Raw genomic sequence first — 21,585 nt, forward strand, 5'->3', positions numbered from 1 at the left:
AATACAATTAAATATTTTACCAAAGAGATTATGAAATTAATTTGAAATTGATGCACGTGTTTTTTCAAAACGTTTACGTTCATTAGGATCAAGATAGAGCTTGCGGAGACGAATATTTTTAGGGGTTACCTCTACAAGCTCATCATCTTGTATCCACGATAAGGCGCGTTCTAACGTCATTTTAATGGGAGGCGTTAACTTTACGGCCTCATCTTTTCCAGAAGCGCGCATATTGGTGAGTTTTTTTCCTTTTAACACATTAACTTCTAAGTCATTATCTCGTGAGTGGATGCCAATAATCATACCTTGATAGACTTTCACACCCGCATCGATGATCATAGGTCCACGATCTTCAAGATTAAAAAGAGCATAAGCGACAGATTCACCGTTGTCATTTGAAATCATAACACCATTAACACGACCAGCAATGTCTCCTTTATAAGGTTCATAAGCATGGAAAAGGCGATTCATAATTGCTGTACCACGTGTGTCCGTTAAAAGTTCAGATTGATAACCAATGAGTCCTCGGGTTGGGGCATAAAAGACAAGGCGGACACGATTACCTCCAGAAGGACGTAACTCCACCATTTCGCCTTTACGTTCAGACATTTTTTGTACAACAATACCGGAATATTCTTCATCAACATCGATAACAACTTCTTCGATTGGCTCAAGAGTTATTCCATTTTCATCTTTTTGCATAACAACACGTGGGCGTGAAACACTAAGTTCAAATCCTTCACGGCGCATATTTTCAATGAGAACTGCAAGCTGTAATTCTCCTCGTCCTGAAACGTAGAAAGAATCTTTATCGGCTGATTCTTCAATTTTAAGAGCGACATTGCCTTCTGCTTCTTTTAACAATCGGTCACGAATGACACGGCTTGTTACTTTATCGCCTTCAGTTCCAGCAAGGGGACTATCGTTGACGAGAAAACTCATAGTAACAGTAGGAGGATCAATTGGTTGGGCAGTAAGGGGTTCATTGACAGTAGGATCACAGAAAGTATCAGCTACGGTACCTTTTTGCAGACCTGCAATCGCAACAATATCACCAGCACTTCCTTCTTCAATAGGTTGCCGTTCTAAGCCACGAAACGCTAAAATTTTTGAAATACGCCCAGTTTCTAAAAGTTTTCCATCTTGTCCAAGAACCTTGACATTTTGATTGGGTTTCAAAGAGCCAGAATGAATCCGTCCTGTAATAATTCGTCCCAAAAACGGATCCGCTTCAAGAATAGTTCCAATCATGCGAAACGGTCCTTCTGCTACACTAGGAGAAGGGACATGCTGCGTCACAAGATCAAATAAAGGACCTAATCCCTGATCTTTTGGTCCTTCAGGGGCTTCCGCCATCCATCCATCGCGTCCAGATCCATAAAGAATAGGAAAATCAAGCTGTTCATCGGTTGCGTCAAGAGCAGCGAAAAGGTCAAAAACCTCATTAATGACTTCATCAACGCGTGCATCCGGTCGGTCAATTTTATTAATAGCAACAATAGGGCGCAATCCTACTTTCAATGCTTTGCCAACGACAAATTTTGTTTGTGGCATCGGTCCTTCAGCAGCATCAACAAGTACAATGGCTCCATCAACCATATTGAGGATGCGTTCAACTTCTCCACCAAAGTCGGCGTGTCCTGGTGTATCAACAATATTAATTCGAGTATCTTTCCAAACAACAGATGTCACTTTCGCTAGGATTGTAATTCCGCGTTCTTTCTCAATATCGTTTGAATCCATCATACGTTCGCTTGTACGCTGATTATCACGGAAGTTTCCTGATTGCTTGAGAAGCCCGTCTACAAGCGTTGTTTTCCCATGGTCAACGTGGGCAATGATGGCAATGTTACGCAATTGCATAAATTTTCTTCTTTTCGTTTAATGAAATTTCATTTGAGGTAAAGTCTTTACATTCTTTGCCTGACTATTAGAAAACCTTTTACATGTTTTTTTATAATTTTGGAAGATGGAGGCAATATTTTTATGGCAAAACTATTTATCCAAGTCTTTAAGGCTCTATTGAGCTTCAATTTCTGAAGCTTCGTAAAAGTTTTTATAGTACGTATGTTCTATTCTCGAGCTAAGAATTATCCAAAAAATCACCGTCAACTTGATTTTTATCAATATGACACAAGGAATTTATATGAGCTCTTGTAAGAGTAAGTATAAAGCTAGCCATATTATTGTTGTTGTTTTGCAAAGAGATTAATAAAAATCCGGAATATCTCTCAATCCATAGCCAATTTATTGACAACTGTACAACATTCTTATTCTAAATAAAGCTTTTTCTTATTCTATAACTTGTCAATCAAAATCCAGATTTAATGCAATCGTGTATTTGAGGTAAATATTGAGACGATTAAGAATTTTATAAGAAGTTCTAGCTTTTGTATGCCAGATTAGGGCAAGAGTTATATCTGTTTGATTTATTTATGAACCCGGAATACAGTCTTATTTAGAAAGAATATGAAGGCATCCAAAGAAAATTCCCATCTTTGCTGTTAATCCAATTTATAATTTCAAAAGCATCTAAAGTAATATCTTTTAAACCATGGAGATAGTGCATTGCCTTACTTTTGTTAATTGCACTCTCTAATAGGAGTATGCTTTTCATGCCAAACAGAACACTTTAAACAGCATATACTTTTTGTTGCATATTCATGTACTTAAGAGAGATTGCTTAACGTACACTACATCCATTCCATGATAGAGCTCATAAATGATATAATATACGCGAATAGTATACTATTAACGCCTTTGTGAAGAAATATAAAGCCTGTTGAGTATCATCATGATTATTCTTTCTCAGCTGTCAATATTGCGCCAGTTTTTGATACGAGAGAGAGAGGATATAAGAAGTATTTTATTTTTTCTTGAATAGTTTTTAGACATACACCGATCTCGTTTGTGACTGGCAAGAAGATGACTTTAATCGATTTAATATGAGAAGCTTTATGATGAGGTAAAATTACGTTATTCGGAGCTGTTATTCAAAAAAATAATAAATTATCTATAGAGCGGTGCGCTAGAAAATAAATAATAAAGCTTATTCTCTTATGGAAAGAATCTTAGGTTACATGACAAGATTTTTCCATAAGTAAGAGTTTTTACTTTACATGTTTAAAGAAGAGTTCCTGACAAAATGAGAGAAGCTACAGAAAAATAGATTATAATGCCCATGACATCTACTAAAGTTGCCACAAAAGGAGCAGAAGCACTTGCTGGATCAAATTTTAAACCTTTAAGAATAAAAGGCAACATAGATCCAGAAAGAGAACCAAAGGTAACGATTCCAACTAAAGCTGTACCCACTGTTGTCGAAATAGCAATCCAATGTTGGCCATAGTCGTAGATACCTAGTTTTTGCCAAAGAGCAATGCGCGTAACACCAATAATTCCTAGTAAGAGACCAAGGGATAGTCCTGTTGGAATTTCACGAATGATCACTTTCCACCAGTCTTTCAACGTGAGTTCACGTAAAGCCAATGCACGGATAATAAGGGATGTAGCCTGTGAGCCGGAATTTCCTCCTGAGCTCATAATGAGAGGTATGAACAGTGTAAGAATAATCGCTTTTTCGAGTTCTGTTTCGAAATGTTGCATAGCGCTTGCTGTCAGCATTTCACCGATAAAGAGTAAAGCGAGCCAGCCTCCGCGTTTTTTCATCATTTCAGGAAACTTAATTTGCATATAGGGCTTATTAAGTGCTTCCATACCCCCAAATTTATAGGCATCTTCATTCATTTCATCGACCATAGTATCAAGCACGTCATCAACGGTTACAATGCCAATGACATGGTTACTTTCATCAACTACAGGCACAGAGAGAAGATCATGGCGCTGGAAAAGGCGTGCGATATCTTCATGATGTGTGAAAGGTGATATTGTAATGGGCGAGTCATGGGTAGGGACATTAAGAATTTGTTCATCAGGTGAGGCAAGAATAAGGTTACGCAGGGAAACAGCTTTGAGAAGAGTACCTGTTTTGGGGTCAATTACATAGCTGGTATAAACTGTTTCACGTGTTCGCTCGACCTCACGAATGTGATCCAAAGTTTTTTGTATGGTCCAGTTTGAAGGAACGGCTATAAACTCTGTTGTCATCAGTGCTCCTGCTGTATGATCAGGATAACTGGTGAGTTTTTTAAGTTCAGCGCGCGTTAAGGGGTTAAGCAAGGCATAAAGTCGTGTGCGGGTTTCCTTATCCATTTCTTGAAAGACGTCTGCAGCAGCATCGGCAGACATGCCATCAAGAATTTCAACAGCACGATTTATAGGGAGAAGTTCTAGGATGGCAGCAGGTTGCTCAAGCTCTGGTTTATCAAAAAGTTCGATAACATAATCAAGAGGCAGAAGACTAAGAATAGTTACACGTTCCATGATATCGAGGTCATTGATGATATCAATAGAGTCTGCAAAATGCTGGTTCTTTAACTTTTCAGCGAGAGCTTCAGGAGAAAAATTTTTGAAGTCGAAGGCCGTTTTGATTTCAGTCATGATAAAGTACCTCCTGAAGAGTTGGAGAGTTGTAAATCTAGATAATAGATGAGATAAAAACAAAAGTTTATGGAAGATTTAAAAAAAACTCCCCAGCTATATTCCCAATTGTTAATATTTGAAGTAAAGTCAAGGGTAAATTATAAGTTATAAACAAGTTTCTGAATCACTAAAACGAGAATACAGCTTAATTTGAGGATAATATAAAAACGTAAATGTAAAAATCAGTTCTGATTTTACCATCATTTCTTTAATGTAGTTTGCGATTTTCAAAAGAATCTAAAGCAATATTTTATAAAGAGTGGAGATTATGCTTTTCTCCAAGTGTTTTTGTTAATATGCAATTCTATTGTGATGTGCGAGCGAATAATCTTTATTGCTTCAATATAATATGGTTTGAATGAAAGAACTTTACGATTTTCAGGTTTTTTATTCAATAGGGTTTTGAAAGGTAGTTTTGAAACTCACGAAATAGTTTTAGTATGTTATCAATTTGTGTCGTAAAGATAATTGTTACAGTTTAAATTTATAATGGAGACATAAAGTATTATGACAAAAGCAGCAGTGCTGGACTGGAAGGGATTTTTAGGTCTTCCTGATTTTTCTTCTATAAGTGACGAAGATTTTAAACCCGCTTTTGAACAGGCACTTCAAGAAGCAGAAGAAGAACTAGAGGCAATTGCGATGGTGCAAGAACCACCAACGCTTGAGAATTTTTTGCAGCCTTTTGAGCTTTGCGGCAAAGCGCTTGATCGTGTCTGTTCAATATTTTTCTTACGCACCAGTGCTCATACGAATGTATTAATTCAACAGCTAGAGCAAGAGTTCGTTGTAAAACTTTCTCGTTATTCTTCAAAAATGATGATGGATGCGCGGATATTTGCGAAAATAGATATGCTTTATAAACAGTCGCAGTTGGGCACATTTGAGAGTGAAACAACACGTGTTCTTGAATTATGGTGGAAAAAGTTTGTTTGTCATGGGGCAAAACTCGATGAAAAAGCTAAGAAACGGCTTTTGGAAATTAATGAAAGACTTGCTTTTTTAAATGCTACTTTTGGACAAAATGTCTTAAATGATGAAGCTGAATGGATTCTGTTTTTAAAACAAACAGACTTATCTGGTTTACCGCAAGATCTCATTGCTTCAATGAAGGAAATTGCGTGTGAAAGAGGCAATGAAGAAGCGTATGCATTAACACTAGCACGTTCGATTGTTGAACTTTTTTTAAAATTCTCTGATCGTCGTGATTTGCGTGAGGTTGCATTCCAAGCTTGGGCTAAACGTGGTGAAAATAATAACAAGAATGATAATAAAACAATTATTGTAGAGATTGTTGCGCTTCGAGATGAGCAGGCTAAATTATTGGGATATAAATCTTTCGCAGATTTGAAGCTCGATAATACTATGGCTAAAAGTGTTGATTCCGTTATGGATTTGCTTATGCCTGTATGGAAGCGCGCAAGAGCGAAAGCTTCTACTGAGCAAATTGACTTACAAAATTTTGCCAACAATCAGGGCAGCAATGAATCTTTAGCTGCTTGGGATTGGCGTTATTATGCTGAAAAGCTTCGCACTGAAAAACTTTCTTTCGATAGCGCTGAGATTAAATATTATTTTCAGCTTGATCTTATGATTAAAGCGGCTTTTGGGGTAGCCGAAAAACTCTTTAGCATTACATTTGAAGAAAAAAACGCTGTTACACTTTGGCATCCTGATGCACGTTTGTGGGAAGTAAAAAAGTCTGATGGAAGTCTACTTGGGCATTTTATTGGTGATTATTTTGCACGTTCTTCAAAACGCTCCGGTGCGTGGATGAGTAGTTTGCAATCACAACATAAATTGGATGGCGGACAAAAGCCTATTATCTACAATGTTTGTAATTTTGCTAAACCACCTAAAGGGGAAGTTGCTCTTTTATCACTTGATGATGCACGTACGCTTTTCCACGAATTTGGACATGCATTGCATGGTTTGCTTTCTGATGTCACATGGCCATCTGTGTCGGGAACATCTGTTTCACGTGATTTTGTTGAGCTACCTTCTCAACTTTACGAACATTGGTTAACAGTACCAGAGATATTAAAATCTTATGCTATACATACAAAAACAGGCCATCCTATGCCACAAGAGTTGATAGATAAAGTCTTAGTAGCACAGACATTTAATGCAGGATTTTCTGCCGTTGAATTTATCTCATCAGCTTTAGTGGATATGGCTTTTCATCAAGGCGAAACAGTCACTGATCCAACAGTGTTTGAACGCCAAGAATTAGAAAAGCTGCAAATGCCTGATACAATTATTATGCGTCATCGTCCCCCACATTTTATGCACGTGTTTGCGGGGGATGGTTATGCATCTGGTTACTATTCTTATATGTGGTCGGAAGTCCTTGATGCTGATGCTTTTCAAGCTTTTGAAGAAACGGGAGATGTTTTTAATTCAGAGCTTGCTGATAAGTTGAAACGTTTTATTTACTCCGCTGGAGGAAGTCGTGATCCAGAGGAGCTTTATAAAGCTTTTCGGGGACGAATGCCTTTACCAGAGGCAATGATTAACAAACGTGGACTATAAGATATAACGGTATGGTTAACACCATGCCGTTTTCATATTATTCGAAAGGTACAGTTGCGATTTATGCAAATTTTCTCTTCATTATAGCTCTGTAAACAGAGTTTTTTATCTTATTCGCTTTTTGTTTATAGAGGAAAATAGATTTTGTATTTTAAATAGACATTATGGAAAAGAAAAATTATCAGCTCGATCTTTTTGATGCCCATTTGGTGGAAACCATGATTTTTTTATAAAACTTGACTTTCTTTTGCCTAAAAGGTGAGTGTTTTTTTGTGCCATATCATCGAGGCTCATTGGAGGCTGACGCATAATTTTACTCCGCTCTTGATTCTCTGATTCTTGTATAAGTTTTTGAATAACTTGATCGGTTGAGTAAGAATTTTCATGAGAAAAGGCATAAAAATTTGAAATATTTTTCAATGTTTTTTCTAAATAAGAGGCAAGTTTTTTCTTTCCTTCAGGGGTGAAATGCATGCCATTATTGGTGCGTAATTTGGTTATTTTTCCATTAATATCATAGCCTGAAAAAGAAAAATTTCCTGTCTCATCACTAAAGCCGCTCCAGATATCGAGAAAATACCCTCCTGCTGTTTCTGTTTCTTGTTTATAGAGCGCATTAAAAATTCTCATTTTTTGTGTCAAAAGATCATTTCCAAAAGAAGGTTGACCTATCCATATCCATGATTTTCCAGAGGCGTGAAGACTTTCAGCAATTTCGATAATTCTTTGTTTGTAGATGCGCATCCATTCTGACTGATTTGTGTTAATCATGTTATGAGAGTCTGTGATGGGTTGATTATCATTTGCACCGATCATCATGATAATAACATCGGGATTATTTTGATCAATGAGTTTAGAAATATTGCTTTGCCAAGAATAATAATCCGTTCGAACTAAGCCGGAAGCTGGCATTGTGTTGTTCATGATAACGATATCGCTATTATTTATAAAAAATTTCTTAAGTGCATCGGCAACAGCAGAAGCTGCAAAATCCCCTATGACAAGAATGCGCTTTGCATTCTCATTTTTTAGCTTTTGTATGTTTTTTTGTGTTACGATCTTTTTTTGCGGCTTGTCTATTTTTTGTTCTATAATTTGCGGTGGCTGCTGTGTCTGTTTGTTTTGTTGTGACAACCATTTGAAGAAGTTCGTTGCTTTACTTGGGGATGGCTGTAAGATCCCCACAATAGAAAGTGAAAACAGCAATAATGTCAAGTATATCAGGCGAAAAGAAGACAAAAATTTAGTCTCCCTTATTGTTTGCGAAGGAGAAAAAGCACTTGAGATGATGGATATCCATTTGCTTTTAGACCGTGACGCAGTTGAAAAGCTTTAATTGCTTTGCGAGAAGCTGTTCCGATTTTTCCATCAACATTCCCTTTATAATAGCCCAGTGCACTTAAGCGAGATTGTAGTTCTTTACATTCCTGGAAAGTAAGAGGTTGAAAAGGTCTTTGCCAATCATTTACCAATCTAGGATGTCCAGCAATGCGATCAGCAAGAAGGCCAACAGCAAACGCATAACGATCTGCATTATTATAATGTTTCAGAACAAAGAAATTTTTTGTGACTAAAAATATAGGTCCTTTTGCTCCATCTGGATATTTTAATATTGCTTGTTCAGCTGATGTAGGAAGAGGGTGCCCATTTGCGTGTTTTACACCTAATTTTTTCCATTGTTCAAAGGAATACCAGCCTTCAGGAAGGGTTTTCCCCTGCGGCACTTTTACCTCTACTCCCCAAATAAGATTAGGTTGCCAGCCATTTTTGTGGAGAAGGTTAGCAGCAGTAGCCAGAGCATCTGGAACAGAGTTCCAGATATCACGCCGTCCATCTTGGTCCATATCAACTGCATAGGCGAGATAACTGCTTGGAATAAATTGTGTATGCCCCAATGCACCGGCCCAAGATCCAGTGAGTTGAGAGCGTTTAATTTCGCCACTTTGTAGAATTTTCATAGCAGCAATCAGCTGTGTATATGCATATTTTGCACGTTTTTTATCAGCATAGGCTAAAGTTGCAAGAGAGCGAATGGTATCACGCATTACACTTTTATTAGCTAAAACCTTCCCATAGTTGCTTTCCATTGACCAAATAGCAAGCAGAATATTGCGATCAACACCAAAACGTTTTTCAATTTGAAGAAGCCATTTGTTCCATTTTTGAGTTTGGCGTCGTCCTTCCTCAATTGCAATATCATGGACACGATTATCGAAATAGTTCCATGAAGGAGCAACAAATTCCGGTTGGTATGCGGCGCTTTTTAGAACTTCTGGATCAATGGCATTAACACCTTTAAACGCCATATGAAACGTAGAGGGGGTAATATTGTGAGCAATAGCTATTTTTTTAAATTCTTTAATCCAGTGTTTAAATCCGCTATCAGCATATGAAAGGGGTGCAAAAAACATTAAAAAAGCAGAAAAAATAACGGCAGAGCCAGTGAGAAGAGTTCTCCAAGCTATTGACTTCTCTAAAAAAGAGAAAGTCTTCAATTCTGTTTTTTGCATTTTGAAATCCCCATTAATATTCAATTCATTAGATGTGCAATAACTTTATTTTGTATTTAGTTTAATCGATAATATGATCAAGAAGAGGAAAAAACTGAAATAAATAATACGTTTTAATCCCTTCAATAAATTCTCAGACTCTTTTTACATTTTTATTGCTCATTATAATGATAATCAAAACAATAAGATATCTTTTTTACCATTTCGTAAAAACATATGATAAATAAAACAAAAAAGTTATATGAATTCATTGAGGAGGGTGAGTGTGCGTAAAATCCGGAAAGCAGTATTCCCAGTAGCAGGTCTTGGTACGCGTTTTCTTCCTGCGACAAAAACGATTCCTAAAGAAATGCTAACAGTTGTTGATAAACCTGTTATTCAATATGTTGTGGATGAGGCGAGGGAAGCTGGTATTGAGCATTTTATTTTTGTGACTGGACGTAACAAAGCAGTCATTGAGGATTATTTTGATGCGCAAGTTGAATTATACACGATACTTGCTGAATGTGGAAAGAAAGAAGATCTTGCACACTTATACCGTTTACAGCCATTACCAGGGTCAACTTCTTTCACTCGGCAACAGCAACCTTTGGGATTAGGGCATGCTCTTTGGTGTGCACGTGAATTAGTTGCAGGGGAACCTTTTGCTTTGTTATTACCGGATATGTTGATACAAGCGAAAAAGGGCTGTCTTTCTGAAATGATGAGCCTTTATGAAAAGGTGGGTGGGGGAAATATTATAGCAGTTCAGGAATGCGATCCTAGAGAAACACATAAATATGGTATTGTTGGGAAAGGCAAACAGATTGCAAATGGTTTTGAAATCACAAAAATGGTAGAGAAACCAGCACAAGGTACGGCACCATCAAATTTGTACATCAATGGACGTTATATTTTGCAGCCAGAAATTTTTAATATTCTTTCCACTCAAGAACGGGGAACAGGAAATGAAATTCAATTAACAGATGCTATGATACGGCTTTCAAATGAGCAAGATTTTTGGGGTTTGCAAGTAAAAGGGCGCACTTTTGATTGCGGTTCTAAAGCTGGTTTTATTGAAGCCAACGTTGCATTTTCTTTGGCACGCGCTGATATGCACAGCCACGTTTCTGCTTCATTGAAAAATTTACTAGAAACCATTAATGTCGAAAAGTGATATAGATCTCTCACTTAATTTTATTGGTCGAATTTGATTATGACAATATCGTCTCCTCATATGGCTTTGCAAGGTGCAGTAGCATCAGCGCTTAAAACACTTGCTAGTGAAAAGCAGGGGCTTGAAGCTCTTGAAAAAGCTCTTCTGGAAAGTCTTTCTTCTTCTTTTGAAGCGGCTGTTCAAACTATTAGAAATGCTCGTGGACATGTGGTTATTACTGGTCTTGGAAAAAGTGGTCATATAGGGACAAAAATTGCAGCAACCTTAGCCTCAACTGGAACACCTGCCTTTTTTGTTCACGCTGCAGAAGCCAATCATGGTGATCTTGGTATGATTGGCTCTGATGACGTTATTCTTGCTTTATCATGGTCTGGTGAAACTCAAGAGTTAAGTGGTATTATAAGTTATGCGGCGCGTTTTCGTATCCCCCTTATTGCGATGACATCAAGTAAGCACTCTGTGTTAGGACGACAAGCTGATATTGTACTATTATTACCAAAGATAGAAGAGGCGTGCCCCCATGGTTTAGCCCCTACAACTTCAACAATTATGCAATTGGCAATGGGAGATGCATTAGCGGTTTCTCTTTTAGAAATGCGTGGTTTTACCGCAACGGATTTCAAAATATATCATCCTGGTGGTTCTCTTGGTGCAAGCCTTAAATACGTGTGTGATATTATGCATGAGGGTGATAATATTCCTTTGGTTATGCAGGGAACAGCTATGACTGAAGCGATGAATGTTTTGGTGGAAAAACATTTTGGTTGTGTTGGTGTTGTGAATCAAGAAGGTGAACTAATCGGAATTGTAACTGATGGCGATCTTGCACGTAACATTCATTTTAATTTATCAAAATTTAATGTTGACGAGGTGATGACCAAAGCTCCTAAAGTTGTAAAGCCAAATACACTTGTTGGTGCAGCAACAGCTTTTATTAATGATCATCAGATTGGTGCATTTTTTGTGGTTGAAGATAAAAAACCGATAGGAATTGTTCATTTTCATGATCTTTTGCGCATTGGCGCTGCTTAGATTAAAGTTCCCTATCAAATAAAATGTTATTTTAGGTTGAAATAGATTGAATGATACAAAGTTACAATTTTATTGTGAGGTGGCTTTACTGATATTTTGTGGAAGAAAATGATTATTTTACGCATTTCATAATGTTTAGAAAATTTTCAGGGTAAAGATTATACCAGCCTCTTTGCGTATTTTAGAGAGGATTTTCTATCAGGAGGAGAAAGGATATCGCCTCCTGCTTAATGTGTGTGCTCCCTCTGTTCTTAAGAGAGGTTTCCCTTGTACTTTGTTAAGATTTCCGCTTAAGGAAAAACTGTGCTCCTGTATGTGAGGTGCAGAGAAGTTGTGTGGCGTCATATGACATTGTACAATTGACTCTAGAAATTGTTCCACGGAGAATAGAGCGTATTTCAATTTCTATATTTTGGGCATTGAGATAATTATATGCTCCTTCTGATAGTTTTTCTTCTGTATCTGCTGCATGCGTTTCAAAAACACCATTGTGGAAAGAAGAAATAATACCATTCTCATCAACCCATTTTCCATCAATTCCAGTTGGCATATTTGAGTTATAATATCGCGAAAAGTTACAGGCACTTAACAGCAAGGCGGTAATTGTAAGACATAAAATATGATAGGTATGTTTCATTTATTGCACTCTATTTAGATTATTTTGCTCTCTAGTTTCTATAACATTATTAAATTACCCCATGAGTCAATATGAAAAATTTGATAAAAATCAATGAAAAAGCAAAAAAATGGAAAAAAATGCCTTAATGTTGTATTTAATTGACAGCTTGATGAATTTCGTAAGTGAAACACAAGAGGTAAAATATTTCTTATGGTTTACAACAATTTTTATATTAAGCTGCTAAGTAGTCTCAAAGGAGATTATTGACATTATGGTTGGTCCCATTCTTGTTGCGAGTGAAGATTATGGAAGACGTATAGAACTTTCTTCTATGCTGCGAGGTTTTGGTTATCGTGTCATTGAAGCAGAAAATGGTCTCCGTACGATTGATCTTTTACACAGGCGTAAAAACATTGTGCTTGCACTCCTTGATGTCGTTATGAGTGATTTGAGTGTGAGCGATTTGATTAAAATGATTAGAGTTGCTGGTGTTTCTGTTCCTATTGTCGTTATAGCACAACAAGAGAATCAGCATTTACTCCAGAAAGCTTTAACAGCTGGAGCTATTGATTATTGGATCCATCCAGTAACATTATTACGTGTAAGAGTTACTTTGGATATCCTTGCTCTTATTTCTGCCTTGGAGCATGAGGTTCGAGATATTCGGCGAAAAAAAGAGAATCATTTACGGTTTTCTGATCTTTGCGTAAAAAGTAGAGCTATGCAGATAGTATTAGAACAATCGAGACAAGCAGCAACTTCTTTACAGAATCTTTTGATAGAGGGAGAAGCTGGAACAGGACGTGAGACATTAGCTCGGATTATTCATCATGAGGGATTATTTTCGGAGGGTGTTTTTGTTCGCTTTCAATGTTCAGCCATCGTTGATCCAGAAGAAGAAAATCAGCAGTGGTTTAAAGAATTCCTACCATTGGTTTCTTCTCTTGAAAAAGGGACACTTTGCCTTTGTGATATTGATCGACTTGAGCCCATACAGCAAAAACGGTTTGCTCATTACCTTAAAGAAAGGGAAAGGGATACAAAAGGAGATTTTTTTCCTTTTCGGATCATCGCTATTTCAACATCGCGTTTAAAGGACTTGGTTAATGAGAACTTTTTTTTGCATAGTTTGTTTGAACAATTTTCTCACTTGTCTATTAGCGTTCCTGCTTTACGAGAATTAAGGGATGATTTTCCAGAGATCACACAACGTTTGATTGATCGCATTATCACAGAAACAGGGCGATCACATGTCCATGGTTTAGCAGGCTCTGCTCTTTCCTTGCTTATGCAGTATGATTGGCCTGGCAATAGAAATGAGCTTGAAACCTTTTTATTTCGTGCGATTTTACTCAGTGAAGGACCGTTATTAACTGTTCGAGATTTTCCGCAATTAATGGGAAATTCATTAATGAATGTTCCCAATATCATTGAGGGTAATATGCAAGAAGATAATGAGCAAGAATCGATAAAATTTTTGAATACTGATGGGCATGTACGTACTTTTGCAGAAATGGAGCATGATATTATAGAGAAAGCGATTAAACATTATAAAGGACATATGAGTGAGATTGCGCGTCGCCTTCATATTGGTCGCTCTACACTTTATAGAAAAATGGAAGAATTGAGAGCAATAAGAAATCAAGAACGAAAGTAAATTCATAACAAATTTCTCTTCATGACAAGCAAGCGTTTCAAAAAATAGAGTGAATTTTGATAAAGTCCGTGGGGGAAAGCTGAAGAAAACAATCATTTATTGTAAAATTTATCTATAGTGGATGATTTTGTTGATTTAAATCAAATATAAATTTTATGTGACTATTTTAATCGTTTGTTTCAATTTATACAATTTTAGTTAAGTTTACATTTATTAAAACAGAGAAGCATTTTTAAAAACTTTTAAATACTACCGCTAAAATTTTTGTATCATCAATATTAAATTTATACTCTCTTAAGCAAGAAGTGGCATTTTATCTGCTATACGATTAAGATAAAGTGATTAGTGTTATCGTTTGCATTACTGATGATGTGATAGTTTAAAATAGAAAGTTTGCCCTCTTTGACTCTTTTACAGATTGTTATTGGTTTTGTCCTCTTTTTTTTTATTGCATCTATGTTGGCAATCTACACCTATGGGCGTTTTGTGAAAAATGCTAGGGGAAAATGTTCTTATGCGTTACCTCTTCAGAAAGATGAAACTAAGCTTGATCGTATCGTCAGTCAATTAGCTGAGAAAGAAAATGGATTGGGGATTGATAAAGATGCCCTTTCCCTCATTATCAGCAATTTGGATGCGTTTTGTGTTCGGGCAATAGGAGCTGCAGAGGCTGGGCGTAGCCTTGATCTGATGTATTATATTTGGGATGATGATTTAACGGGGCGCCTATTATTAAGTGAAATAGTTGAGGCAGCTGATCGAGGGGTTCGGGTACGGCTTCTTTTGGATGATATTAATGCTCAGGCACGTGATCCAGCTTATATTGCGCTAGATAAACATCCTCACATTGAGGTGAGAATGTTTAATCCAGGGCGATCGCGTAAAGGTGGTTTACGCCGTGGTTTAGAAATTATATTACGGGCAATTACTGTAACACGTAGAATGCATAATAAAGCTTTTATTGTTGATGGCAGGGTCGCTTTTGTAGGAGGACGTAATCTTGCAGATTCTTATTTTGATGCTGGTAAAGAATCCCATTTTCGAGATTTAGATTTGATGTTAATCGGTCCTTCTGTTAAAAAGGTAGAAAGTATCTTTGATGATTTTTGGAATAGTGCTGTTGTTTTGCCAATTCATACTTTGGTTGTTCCTAAAAGCGCAAGTGATCTTAGCTATTGGAAAGATAAATTACGAAAGTTTCGTGATTCCAAAGTTGCAAAAGTTTATTTAGATTATGTCAAAGAGCACATTAACTTTAATTGTTTTATCCAAACAGGAAAGCGGTTATTTTTAGCAGACAAAGTTGTTGTTCTTTCTGACCCTCCAGAAAAAGCATTGCGTAAAAAAGCAAGTAATTGGCTTATGAAGGCACTTTCAAAGGTTATTGGAAATGCCCAAAAAACGGTTCAGATTACGTCACCTTATTTTGTTCCTGGTAAGGTTGGCACGCAGAATTTTAGTAATTTGGTTTCAAAAGGTGTTGATGTCAAAATTCTGACAAATTCTTTAGCAGCTACTGATGTAGCATTAGTGCATGGTGGTTATGTACCTTATCGTAAGGCATTGTTGAAAAGTGGTGTTAATCTTTATGAATTAAAAGCGGAAGGCAATACTCATGGGTTACGATTGTTTCGATCGAGTAAGGCAAGTCTACATGCCAAAGCTTTTTTAATTGATCGTAAAACAGCTTTTATTGGATCTTTAAATTTTGATCCAAGATCAGCATCATTAAATACAGAAATGGGCATTCTTTTTGAATGTGCTCCCATTACAGCAAGATTAGATTTGTTGTTTTCTGAAGAAACCACAGGGGAAATGAGCTATCATCTGCGTCTTGGTGATAATAATCGTATTTATTGGGATTTTATTGAAAATGAAAAAAAATATAGCATTGACTATGAGCCAGAAAGCAATTTTTGGCGTCGCGCATTTGCAAAAATAATAAGTTGGTTACCTATTGAATCACAATTGTAAATTTTTATAAACCACACTTAAAAAAAATATTTATTTTTCTTTTCATTTTGTTTGTAGCATGGCATAATTTTTTGCCAATCTACCATGTATGAGAACCGCAGTTGTATTTTAAAGCTTCTTGCGGTGTTTTATTATAAAAGGAATTTTGATATGGCAAAGATTGTTGAAACGGGGACAGGTGCATTGGCACTGACTTTTGATGATGTACTTTTACAACCCGGTCATTCTCTTGTTATGCCTAGTCAAGTGGATCTCAGTACGCGCATTGCAGCGGATATTAAGCTCAATTTGCCATTGCTTTCTGCGGCAATGGATACGGTAACAGAATCGCGTTTGGCAATTGCTATGGCTCAAGCTGGTGGTCTTGGGGTTATTCATCGTAATATGTCTCCTGCAGAGCAGGCAGAAGAAGTTCGCCAAGTAAAAAAGTTTGAATCTGGTATGGTTGTTAATCCAGTCACCATTGGACCAGATGCAACACTTGAAGAAGCAAAATCTTTGATGCGCTCTCATGGTATTTCCGGTATTCCGGTTGTTGAAAATGGTGCTAAAGGTGAAACTGCTGGACGGCTTGTTGGCATTTTGACAAATAGGGATGTGCGTTTTGCATCGGATCCTAAACAAAAAATTTATGAATTAATGACGCATGAAAATTTAATCACAGTGCGTGAAAATGTTCAACTCAATGAAGCGAAGTATCTTTTACATCATCATCGTATTGAAAAATTATTAGTTGTGGATGAACAGAATCGTTGTGTCGGACTGATAACAGTTAAGGATATTGAAAAAGCAAAATTAAATCCAAACGCTGCCAAAGATTCACAAGGTCGCTTGCGTGTTGCAGCTGCAAGTAGTGTAGGGAACGATGGGTTTGAGCGGGCTGAACGATTAATTGATGCAGGCGTTGATATTCTAGTAATTGATACTGCACATGGACATTCTCAGCGTGTATTAGACACTGTTGAGCGTATTAAAAAAATGACGTTTTCTCCAGCTATTATTGCTGGTAATGTGGCGACTGCTCAAGCAACACAGGCTTTGATTGACAGTGGTGCGGATGCTATAAAAGTTGGGATTGGTCCTGGTTCTATTTGCACAACGCGAATTGTTGCAGGTGTTGGTGTTCCTCAGCTTGCAGCCATTATGAATGCTGCAGAAGTTGCTGAAAAAGCGGGCATTCCCGTTATTGCTGATGGGGGGATAAAAGCTTCGGGTGATTTTGCTAAAGCCTTAGCAGGTGGGGCTTGTGCTGCTATGATTGGCTCTCTTTTAGCGGGTACAGAAGAAAGTCCTGGTGAAGTTTATCTTTATCAAGGACGATCCTTTAAAGCTTATCGCGGCATGGGATCTGTTGGTGCTATGGCACGAGGATCGGCAGATCGCTATTTTCAAGATGATGTTCGTGATGAACTTAAGTTGGTTCCTGAGGGTGTGGAGGGGCAGGTGGCTTATAAAGGTCCTATAGCATCAGTTCTACATCAGCTTGCTGGTGGACTTCGTGCTTCAATGGGGTATGTTGGAGCAAAAGATCTCGTAGAGTTTCGTGAAAAAGCAACGTTTGTACGTATTACGAATGCGGGACTCCATGAAAGTCATACGCATGATGTTTCTATCACACGAGAGAGTCCAAATTATCGTGGGCCAGTTTAAAGATACAAGAGCCTAATATCATATTGCATAAATATAAAATTTGCCGAGAACAAGAAAGAGAGACTGCGCTTTTTCTGTTTGTAATTTGGTGTAATAATCCCAAAAAGGAAAGAATTAGAGGTTAAAACTCTAATTCTTTCTGTTAAGACTATATGAAATAAGTTATATAAAATTAGAATTAACTTTTTGTTGTCTTCCGTCCAGTCTTTGACGCACGTTGGCGAGTGTTTGTCTGATCACTTTGAACGGATTTCTTTCCGTTGTTTGAGGGCATTGTATTATGACGGCTTTTAGACGAAGTTGTTTTTCCATTATTATAAGTCATTATTTTCTCCTTTAAAATTGTCTGGCAGTTGCCATTAGAGTAAAAACGGTCATGCCAAATAGTGGTTCCAAGCATTTTCTAAAAAGTTAATTTTTTGTTGAACGTAAGATGAGCTTGTTTAATTTTATGAGAAGATTTTTTCTATTGTTCAGACAATCCTCGTAAACTTTATTTTACGCCAATAAATTAAAGAGTTTGTTTTTTTCGTAATGCATGGCGGAAATAAGTTTTTTATGGATGGCTACGTATCTTTTAGTATAAGAGGTAGAAGGATAAAAAACGAATGGGCAGAAGATGAAAGGAAAAATTTAGATACTCTAAATTGGATCTTATAAAAAAGTATGATCAGATCGTTTTAAGATTGAATGTAAATTTTTTATGGCGTTGAGAAGGTTTCATTGGCAAGAAGGCGATAATATTATTTTTTAGATGATTTAAAATTTTATTATTTTAATGGGAGAAATGAATGCGATTAGGTGGGCGTTTGCAAGCAGCAATAGATGTTCTCACAGAGATAGAAATGAAGCATCGCCCAGTAGGAGAAGCTTTAAAGGATTGGGGTCTTTCTCATCGCTTTGCTGGAGCAGGTGATCGTGCAGCTATTGGTACAATCGTTTATGATGTTTTAAGACGACGTTATTCTTTACAATGGCGTATGGAGAGTGATGATATCCGAGATATCGTTTTTGGTGCCTTATTAGATTCTGGAAAAATGACGCTGGAGCAAATTGACGGTGAGTTGACAGAAGATCGGTTTGCACCGCAGTTATTAGGGGCTAAACAGCGTAAATCGTGGCAAGGTCAGCAATTAGTGGATGCTCCAGACTATATTCGTGGTGATATTCCGCAATGGTGTCAAGCGCATCTGCGTCCTTTATTTGGTGATAATTGGATCACTGAAGCGGCTGCGTTAGCAACGCGTCCTTCTTTAGACCTACGGGTAAATAACCTAAAGGCAACACCAGAAAAGGTGCTGAAAGAATTAGCAAAAACCAAACTTAAATCTTTTCCATGGTTTGGGCAAGCTTTAAGAATTGCACCGATTGAAAAGTTTAATCGTCATCCCAATGTTCAAGTGGAACCAGCTTTTCAAAAAGGACACTTTGAAATACAGGATTTAGGATCTCAAATTGTTGCTCACCTTGTGGAAGCGCAAGAGAGCATGCAGGTATTAGATTATTGTGCAGGTGCTGGTGGCAAAACATTAGCTTTAGCTTCCGATATGAACAATCGTGGGCAAATTTATGCTTATGATTCCGATAAAGCGCGCTTAGCTCCTATTTTTGATCGTCTTCGACGCGCTGGTGTTCGTAATGTACAAACACGAGCACAAAAAGAAGAATTGAAGCCATTAATAGGCCAGATGGATAGAGTTCTACTAGATGCACCATGTAGTGGGACAGGAACATGGCGTCGTCGTCCAGATGCGAAATGGCGTTTAACATTAGAACAAGTGAAACAACGCCAAACAGAACAGAGGGATATTTTGAATGAAGCGATAGCTTATCTTAAGCCAAATGGGCGCTTAATCTATATTACCTGTTCTCTTTTTACAGATGAAAATGAGGAACAAATTTCCCATTTCCTTCAACAACATTCTCATTTTTCTCCAATAGATATGCCAGCGCTTTGGCAGAAACATTTTAGTTTTTCTCCTGTGCAACCAGTTTTTTCAAATTATGGACTTACTTTGTCGCCAGCCACAACACAAACAGATGGGTTCTTTTTATCTGTGTTGCAAAAAAAACATTGATCCATATTTTTGCACTTTTTATCATAAACTTTACGAGAATAATCTTTTTCGTAAGAAAATAGGCTTGTGAAAAGAGAAAGATTAAATCATAACTCTCATGAGTTTTCTTTTACAATTGTTGATTGGTTTTCTATGAGCATATCACATCCAGACACTGTTCTTATTATTGACTTTGGTTCACAAGTTACACAACTTATTGCACGACGGGTACGAGCAATGGGGGTATATTGTGAAATTGCTCCTTTTCAATTGGCTTTAGAAGCTGTGCGCCGCATAAATCCTAAAGCTATTATTTTATCAGGGAGTCCTTATTCCGTTATTGATGAGGGCTCTCCGCGTGCACCAATGGAAATTTTTGAGGCGGGTGTTCCGATTTTGGGTATTTGCTATGGTGAACAAGTCATGTGTGTTCAGCTTGGAGGAAAGGTTGAAGCTGGACATGAGCGTGAATTTGGGCGTGCTTTTTTGGAAGTTCAAGAAGAGAGTGCCCTTTTTGATGGAGTGTGGGAAAAAGGTTCTCGTTATCAAGTATGGATGAGCCATGGTGACCGTGTGGCAGCTTTACCAGAAGGTTTTCGTGTCATAGGAACCTCAAAAGGAGCTCCCTATGCGGCTATTGCGGATGAAAAAAGACATTTTTATGCGGTACAGTTTCATCCTGAAGTTATCCATACACCGGATGGTACAAAACTTTTGCAAAATTTTGTTCATAAGATCTCTGCTATTAAAGGCAATTGGTCAATGGCTTCTTATCGTGAGCAGGCAATTGCTACGATACGACAAAAAGTTGGGAAAAGTCGTGTGATTTGTGGTCTTTCAGGGGGAGTGGATTCATCTGTTGTAGCGGTACTCCTTCATGAAGCTATAGGAGATCAACTGACATGTATTTTGGTAGACCATGGGCTGATGCGCAAGAATGAAGCTGAAGAAGTTCTCACGCTCTTTCGTGATCATTATAATATAGAGCTTATTCACGTTAATGCTGCTGATGTGTTTCTTAATGCTTTAAAAGGTGAGACAGATCCAGAAAAAAAACGCAAAACAATTGGTCGCCTTTTTATTGAAGTTTTTGAAGAAGAAACGAAAAAAATAGGAGGTGCAGAGTTTTTAGCACAAGGAACACTTTATCCAGATGTTATTGAGAGTGTGTCTGCTATTGGTGAAACGGTAACCATTAAAAGCCATCATAATGTGGGTGGGCTACCAGAACAGATGAAGATGAAACTTGTAGAACCGTTACGTGAGCTCTTTAAGGATGAGGTTCGCTCGCTAGGACGAGAGTTAGGGCTACCGGAGCAGTTTATTGGTCGCCATCCTTTTCCAGGTCCCGGCCTTGCAATTCGGTGTCCAGGTGCTGTAACACGTGAAAAATTAGAAATTTTACGCGAAGCAGATGCTATTTATCTTGAGGAAATCCGTAAGGCCGGTCTTTATGATGAAATTTGGCAAGCTTTTGCTGTTCTTCTTCCAGTTCAAACTGTTGGTGTTATGGGGGATGGTCGCACTTATGAATTTGTTTGTGCTCTTCGCGCCGTCACATCTGTAGATGGAATGACTGCTGATTTTTATCCTTATGATATGGCGTTTTTAAGTAAGACAGCAGCACGTATTATTAACGAAGTTAGAGGGATTAATCGTGTTGTATATGATGTAACCTCAAAGCCTCCTAGTACTATTGAATGGGAATAATTAAAATGAAGGATAAGTCTTTTAAGAATAAAATATGACTGAGGGTTTGATATTCGAAAAGTGTAGAAAAAATCATTTAAAAATGATTGTGTATTTTCATATGATATAAGCTTTTATCTGGCAATCTGTACGTCAATATCGTTTAA

At 37.4% G+C, this 21,585-nt stretch carries 14 protein-coding genes; 8 read left to right on the plus strand and 6 right to left on the minus strand.

What is annotated here, in order from left to right; translation table 11 throughout:
* Positions 1-36 precede the first annotated feature (36 nt).
* On the minus strand, positions 37-1,863 hold the full coding sequence (gene typA, locus ACFINK_RS04840; protein ID WP_375613277.1) for a translational GTPase TypA: 1,827 nt from the start codon (positions 1,861-1,863) through the stop codon (positions 37-39).
* 1,260 nt (positions 1,864-3,123) lie between these two features.
* Entirely contained in the window at positions 3,124-4,500 is a 1,377-nt protein-coding gene (mgtE, locus tag ACFINK_RS04845; RefSeq protein WP_375606748.1) for a magnesium transporter, read from the minus strand.
* A 549-nt stretch (positions 4,501-5,049) separates the two neighbouring features.
* Here mgtE and ACFINK_RS04850 point away from each other — a divergent pair.
* Positions 5,050-7,074, plus strand: a complete 2,025-nt coding sequence (locus tag ACFINK_RS04850) for a M3 family metallopeptidase (RefSeq protein ID WP_375638351.1) — start codon at positions 5,050-5,052, stop codon at positions 7,072-7,074.
* 162 nt (positions 7,075-7,236) lie between these two features.
* Here ACFINK_RS04850 and ACFINK_RS04855 read toward each other — a convergent pair whose 3' ends face one another.
* Both ACFINK_RS04855 and ACFINK_RS04860 read right to left on the minus strand, forming a co-directional pair.
* The gene (locus ACFINK_RS04855) at positions 7,237-8,313 is read right to left on the minus strand and encodes an SGNH/GDSL hydrolase family protein (protein ID WP_375638352.1); all 1,077 of its coding nucleotides are present in this window, start codon (positions 8,311-8,313) and stop codon (positions 7,237-7,239) included.
* A gap of 14 nt (positions 8,314-8,327) precedes the next feature.
* Positions 8,328-9,584, minus strand: coding sequence for a lytic murein transglycosylase (locus ACFINK_RS04860; RefSeq protein WP_375613280.1), 1,257 nt, complete (start codon positions 9,582-9,584; stop codon positions 8,328-8,330).
* Between the two features lie 265 nt (positions 9,585-9,849).
* Between ACFINK_RS04860 and ACFINK_RS04865 the strand changes: the two genes are divergently transcribed.
* Entirely contained in the window at positions 9,850-10,740 is an 891-nt protein-coding gene (locus ACFINK_RS04865; protein ID WP_375638353.1) for a UTP--glucose-1-phosphate uridylyltransferase, read from the plus strand.
* A 39-nt stretch (positions 10,741-10,779) separates the two neighbouring features.
* Positions 10,780-11,772: a KpsF/GutQ family sugar-phosphate isomerase gene (locus ACFINK_RS04870; protein WP_375613282.1), complete on the plus strand. Its 993-nt coding sequence runs from the start codon at positions 10,780-10,782 to the stop codon at positions 11,770-11,772.
* A 277-nt stretch (positions 11,773-12,049) separates the two neighbouring features.
* Here ACFINK_RS04870 and omp10 read toward each other — a convergent pair whose 3' ends face one another.
* Complete coding sequence (gene omp10, locus ACFINK_RS04875) at positions 12,050-12,409, minus strand: outer membrane lipoprotein Omp10 (protein WP_375611849.1); 360 nt, start codon at positions 12,407-12,409, stop codon at positions 12,050-12,052.
* Positions 12,410-12,662: 253 nt separating this feature from the next.
* Between omp10 and ACFINK_RS04880 the strand changes: the two genes are divergently transcribed.
* The 3 genes from ACFINK_RS04880 to guaB all read left to right on the plus strand — a co-directional run bounded on the left by ACFINK_RS04880 (position 12,663) and on the right by guaB (position 17,672).
* On the plus strand, positions 12,663-14,048 hold the full coding sequence (locus ACFINK_RS04880) for a sigma-54-dependent transcriptional regulator (protein ID WP_375611848.1): 1,386 nt from the start codon (positions 12,663-12,665) through the stop codon (positions 14,046-14,048).
* A 402-nt stretch (positions 14,049-14,450) separates the two neighbouring features.
* Entirely contained in the window at positions 14,451-16,022 is a 1,572-nt protein-coding gene (locus tag ACFINK_RS04885; protein ID WP_375613283.1) for a phospholipase D family protein, read from the plus strand.
* 150 nt (positions 16,023-16,172) lie between these two features.
* Complete coding sequence (gene guaB, locus ACFINK_RS04890) at positions 16,173-17,672, plus strand: IMP dehydrogenase (protein ID WP_375613284.1); 1,500 nt, start codon at positions 16,173-16,175, stop codon at positions 17,670-17,672.
* Positions 17,673-17,850: 178 nt separating this feature from the next.
* On the opposite strand, the gene ACFINK_RS04895 is transcribed toward guaB, so the two are convergent.
* Positions 17,851-17,997 (minus strand): hypothetical protein, encoded by a 147-nt coding sequence (locus ACFINK_RS04895; RefSeq protein ID WP_273722522.1) that lies wholly within the window; start codon positions 17,995-17,997, stop codon positions 17,851-17,853.
* A gap of 466 nt (positions 17,998-18,463) precedes the next feature.
* On the opposite strand from ACFINK_RS04895, the gene ACFINK_RS04900 reads away from it, so the two are divergent.
* Together ACFINK_RS04900 and guaA are read left to right on the plus strand one after the other, a co-directional pair.
* Positions 18,464-19,750: an RsmB/NOP family class I SAM-dependent RNA methyltransferase gene (locus ACFINK_RS04900; RefSeq protein ID WP_375627664.1), complete on the plus strand. Its 1,287-nt coding sequence runs from the start codon at positions 18,464-18,466 to the stop codon at positions 19,748-19,750.
* Positions 19,751-19,882: 132 nt separating this feature from the next.
* Positions 19,883-21,439 carry a glutamine-hydrolyzing GMP synthase gene (gene guaA / locus ACFINK_RS04905; RefSeq protein ID WP_375611844.1) on the plus strand — a complete coding sequence of 519 codons (1,557 nt, stop codon included), beginning with the start codon at positions 19,883-19,885 and terminating at the stop codon, positions 21,437-21,439.
* The last annotated feature ends 146 nt before the right edge of the window (positions 21,440-21,585 follow it).

This window comes from Bartonella sp. AA16NXGY (genome assembly GCF_042197325.1).
In the GTDB taxonomy this organism is placed as follows: Bacteria; Pseudomonadota; Alphaproteobacteria; order Rhizobiales; family Rhizobiaceae; genus Bartonella.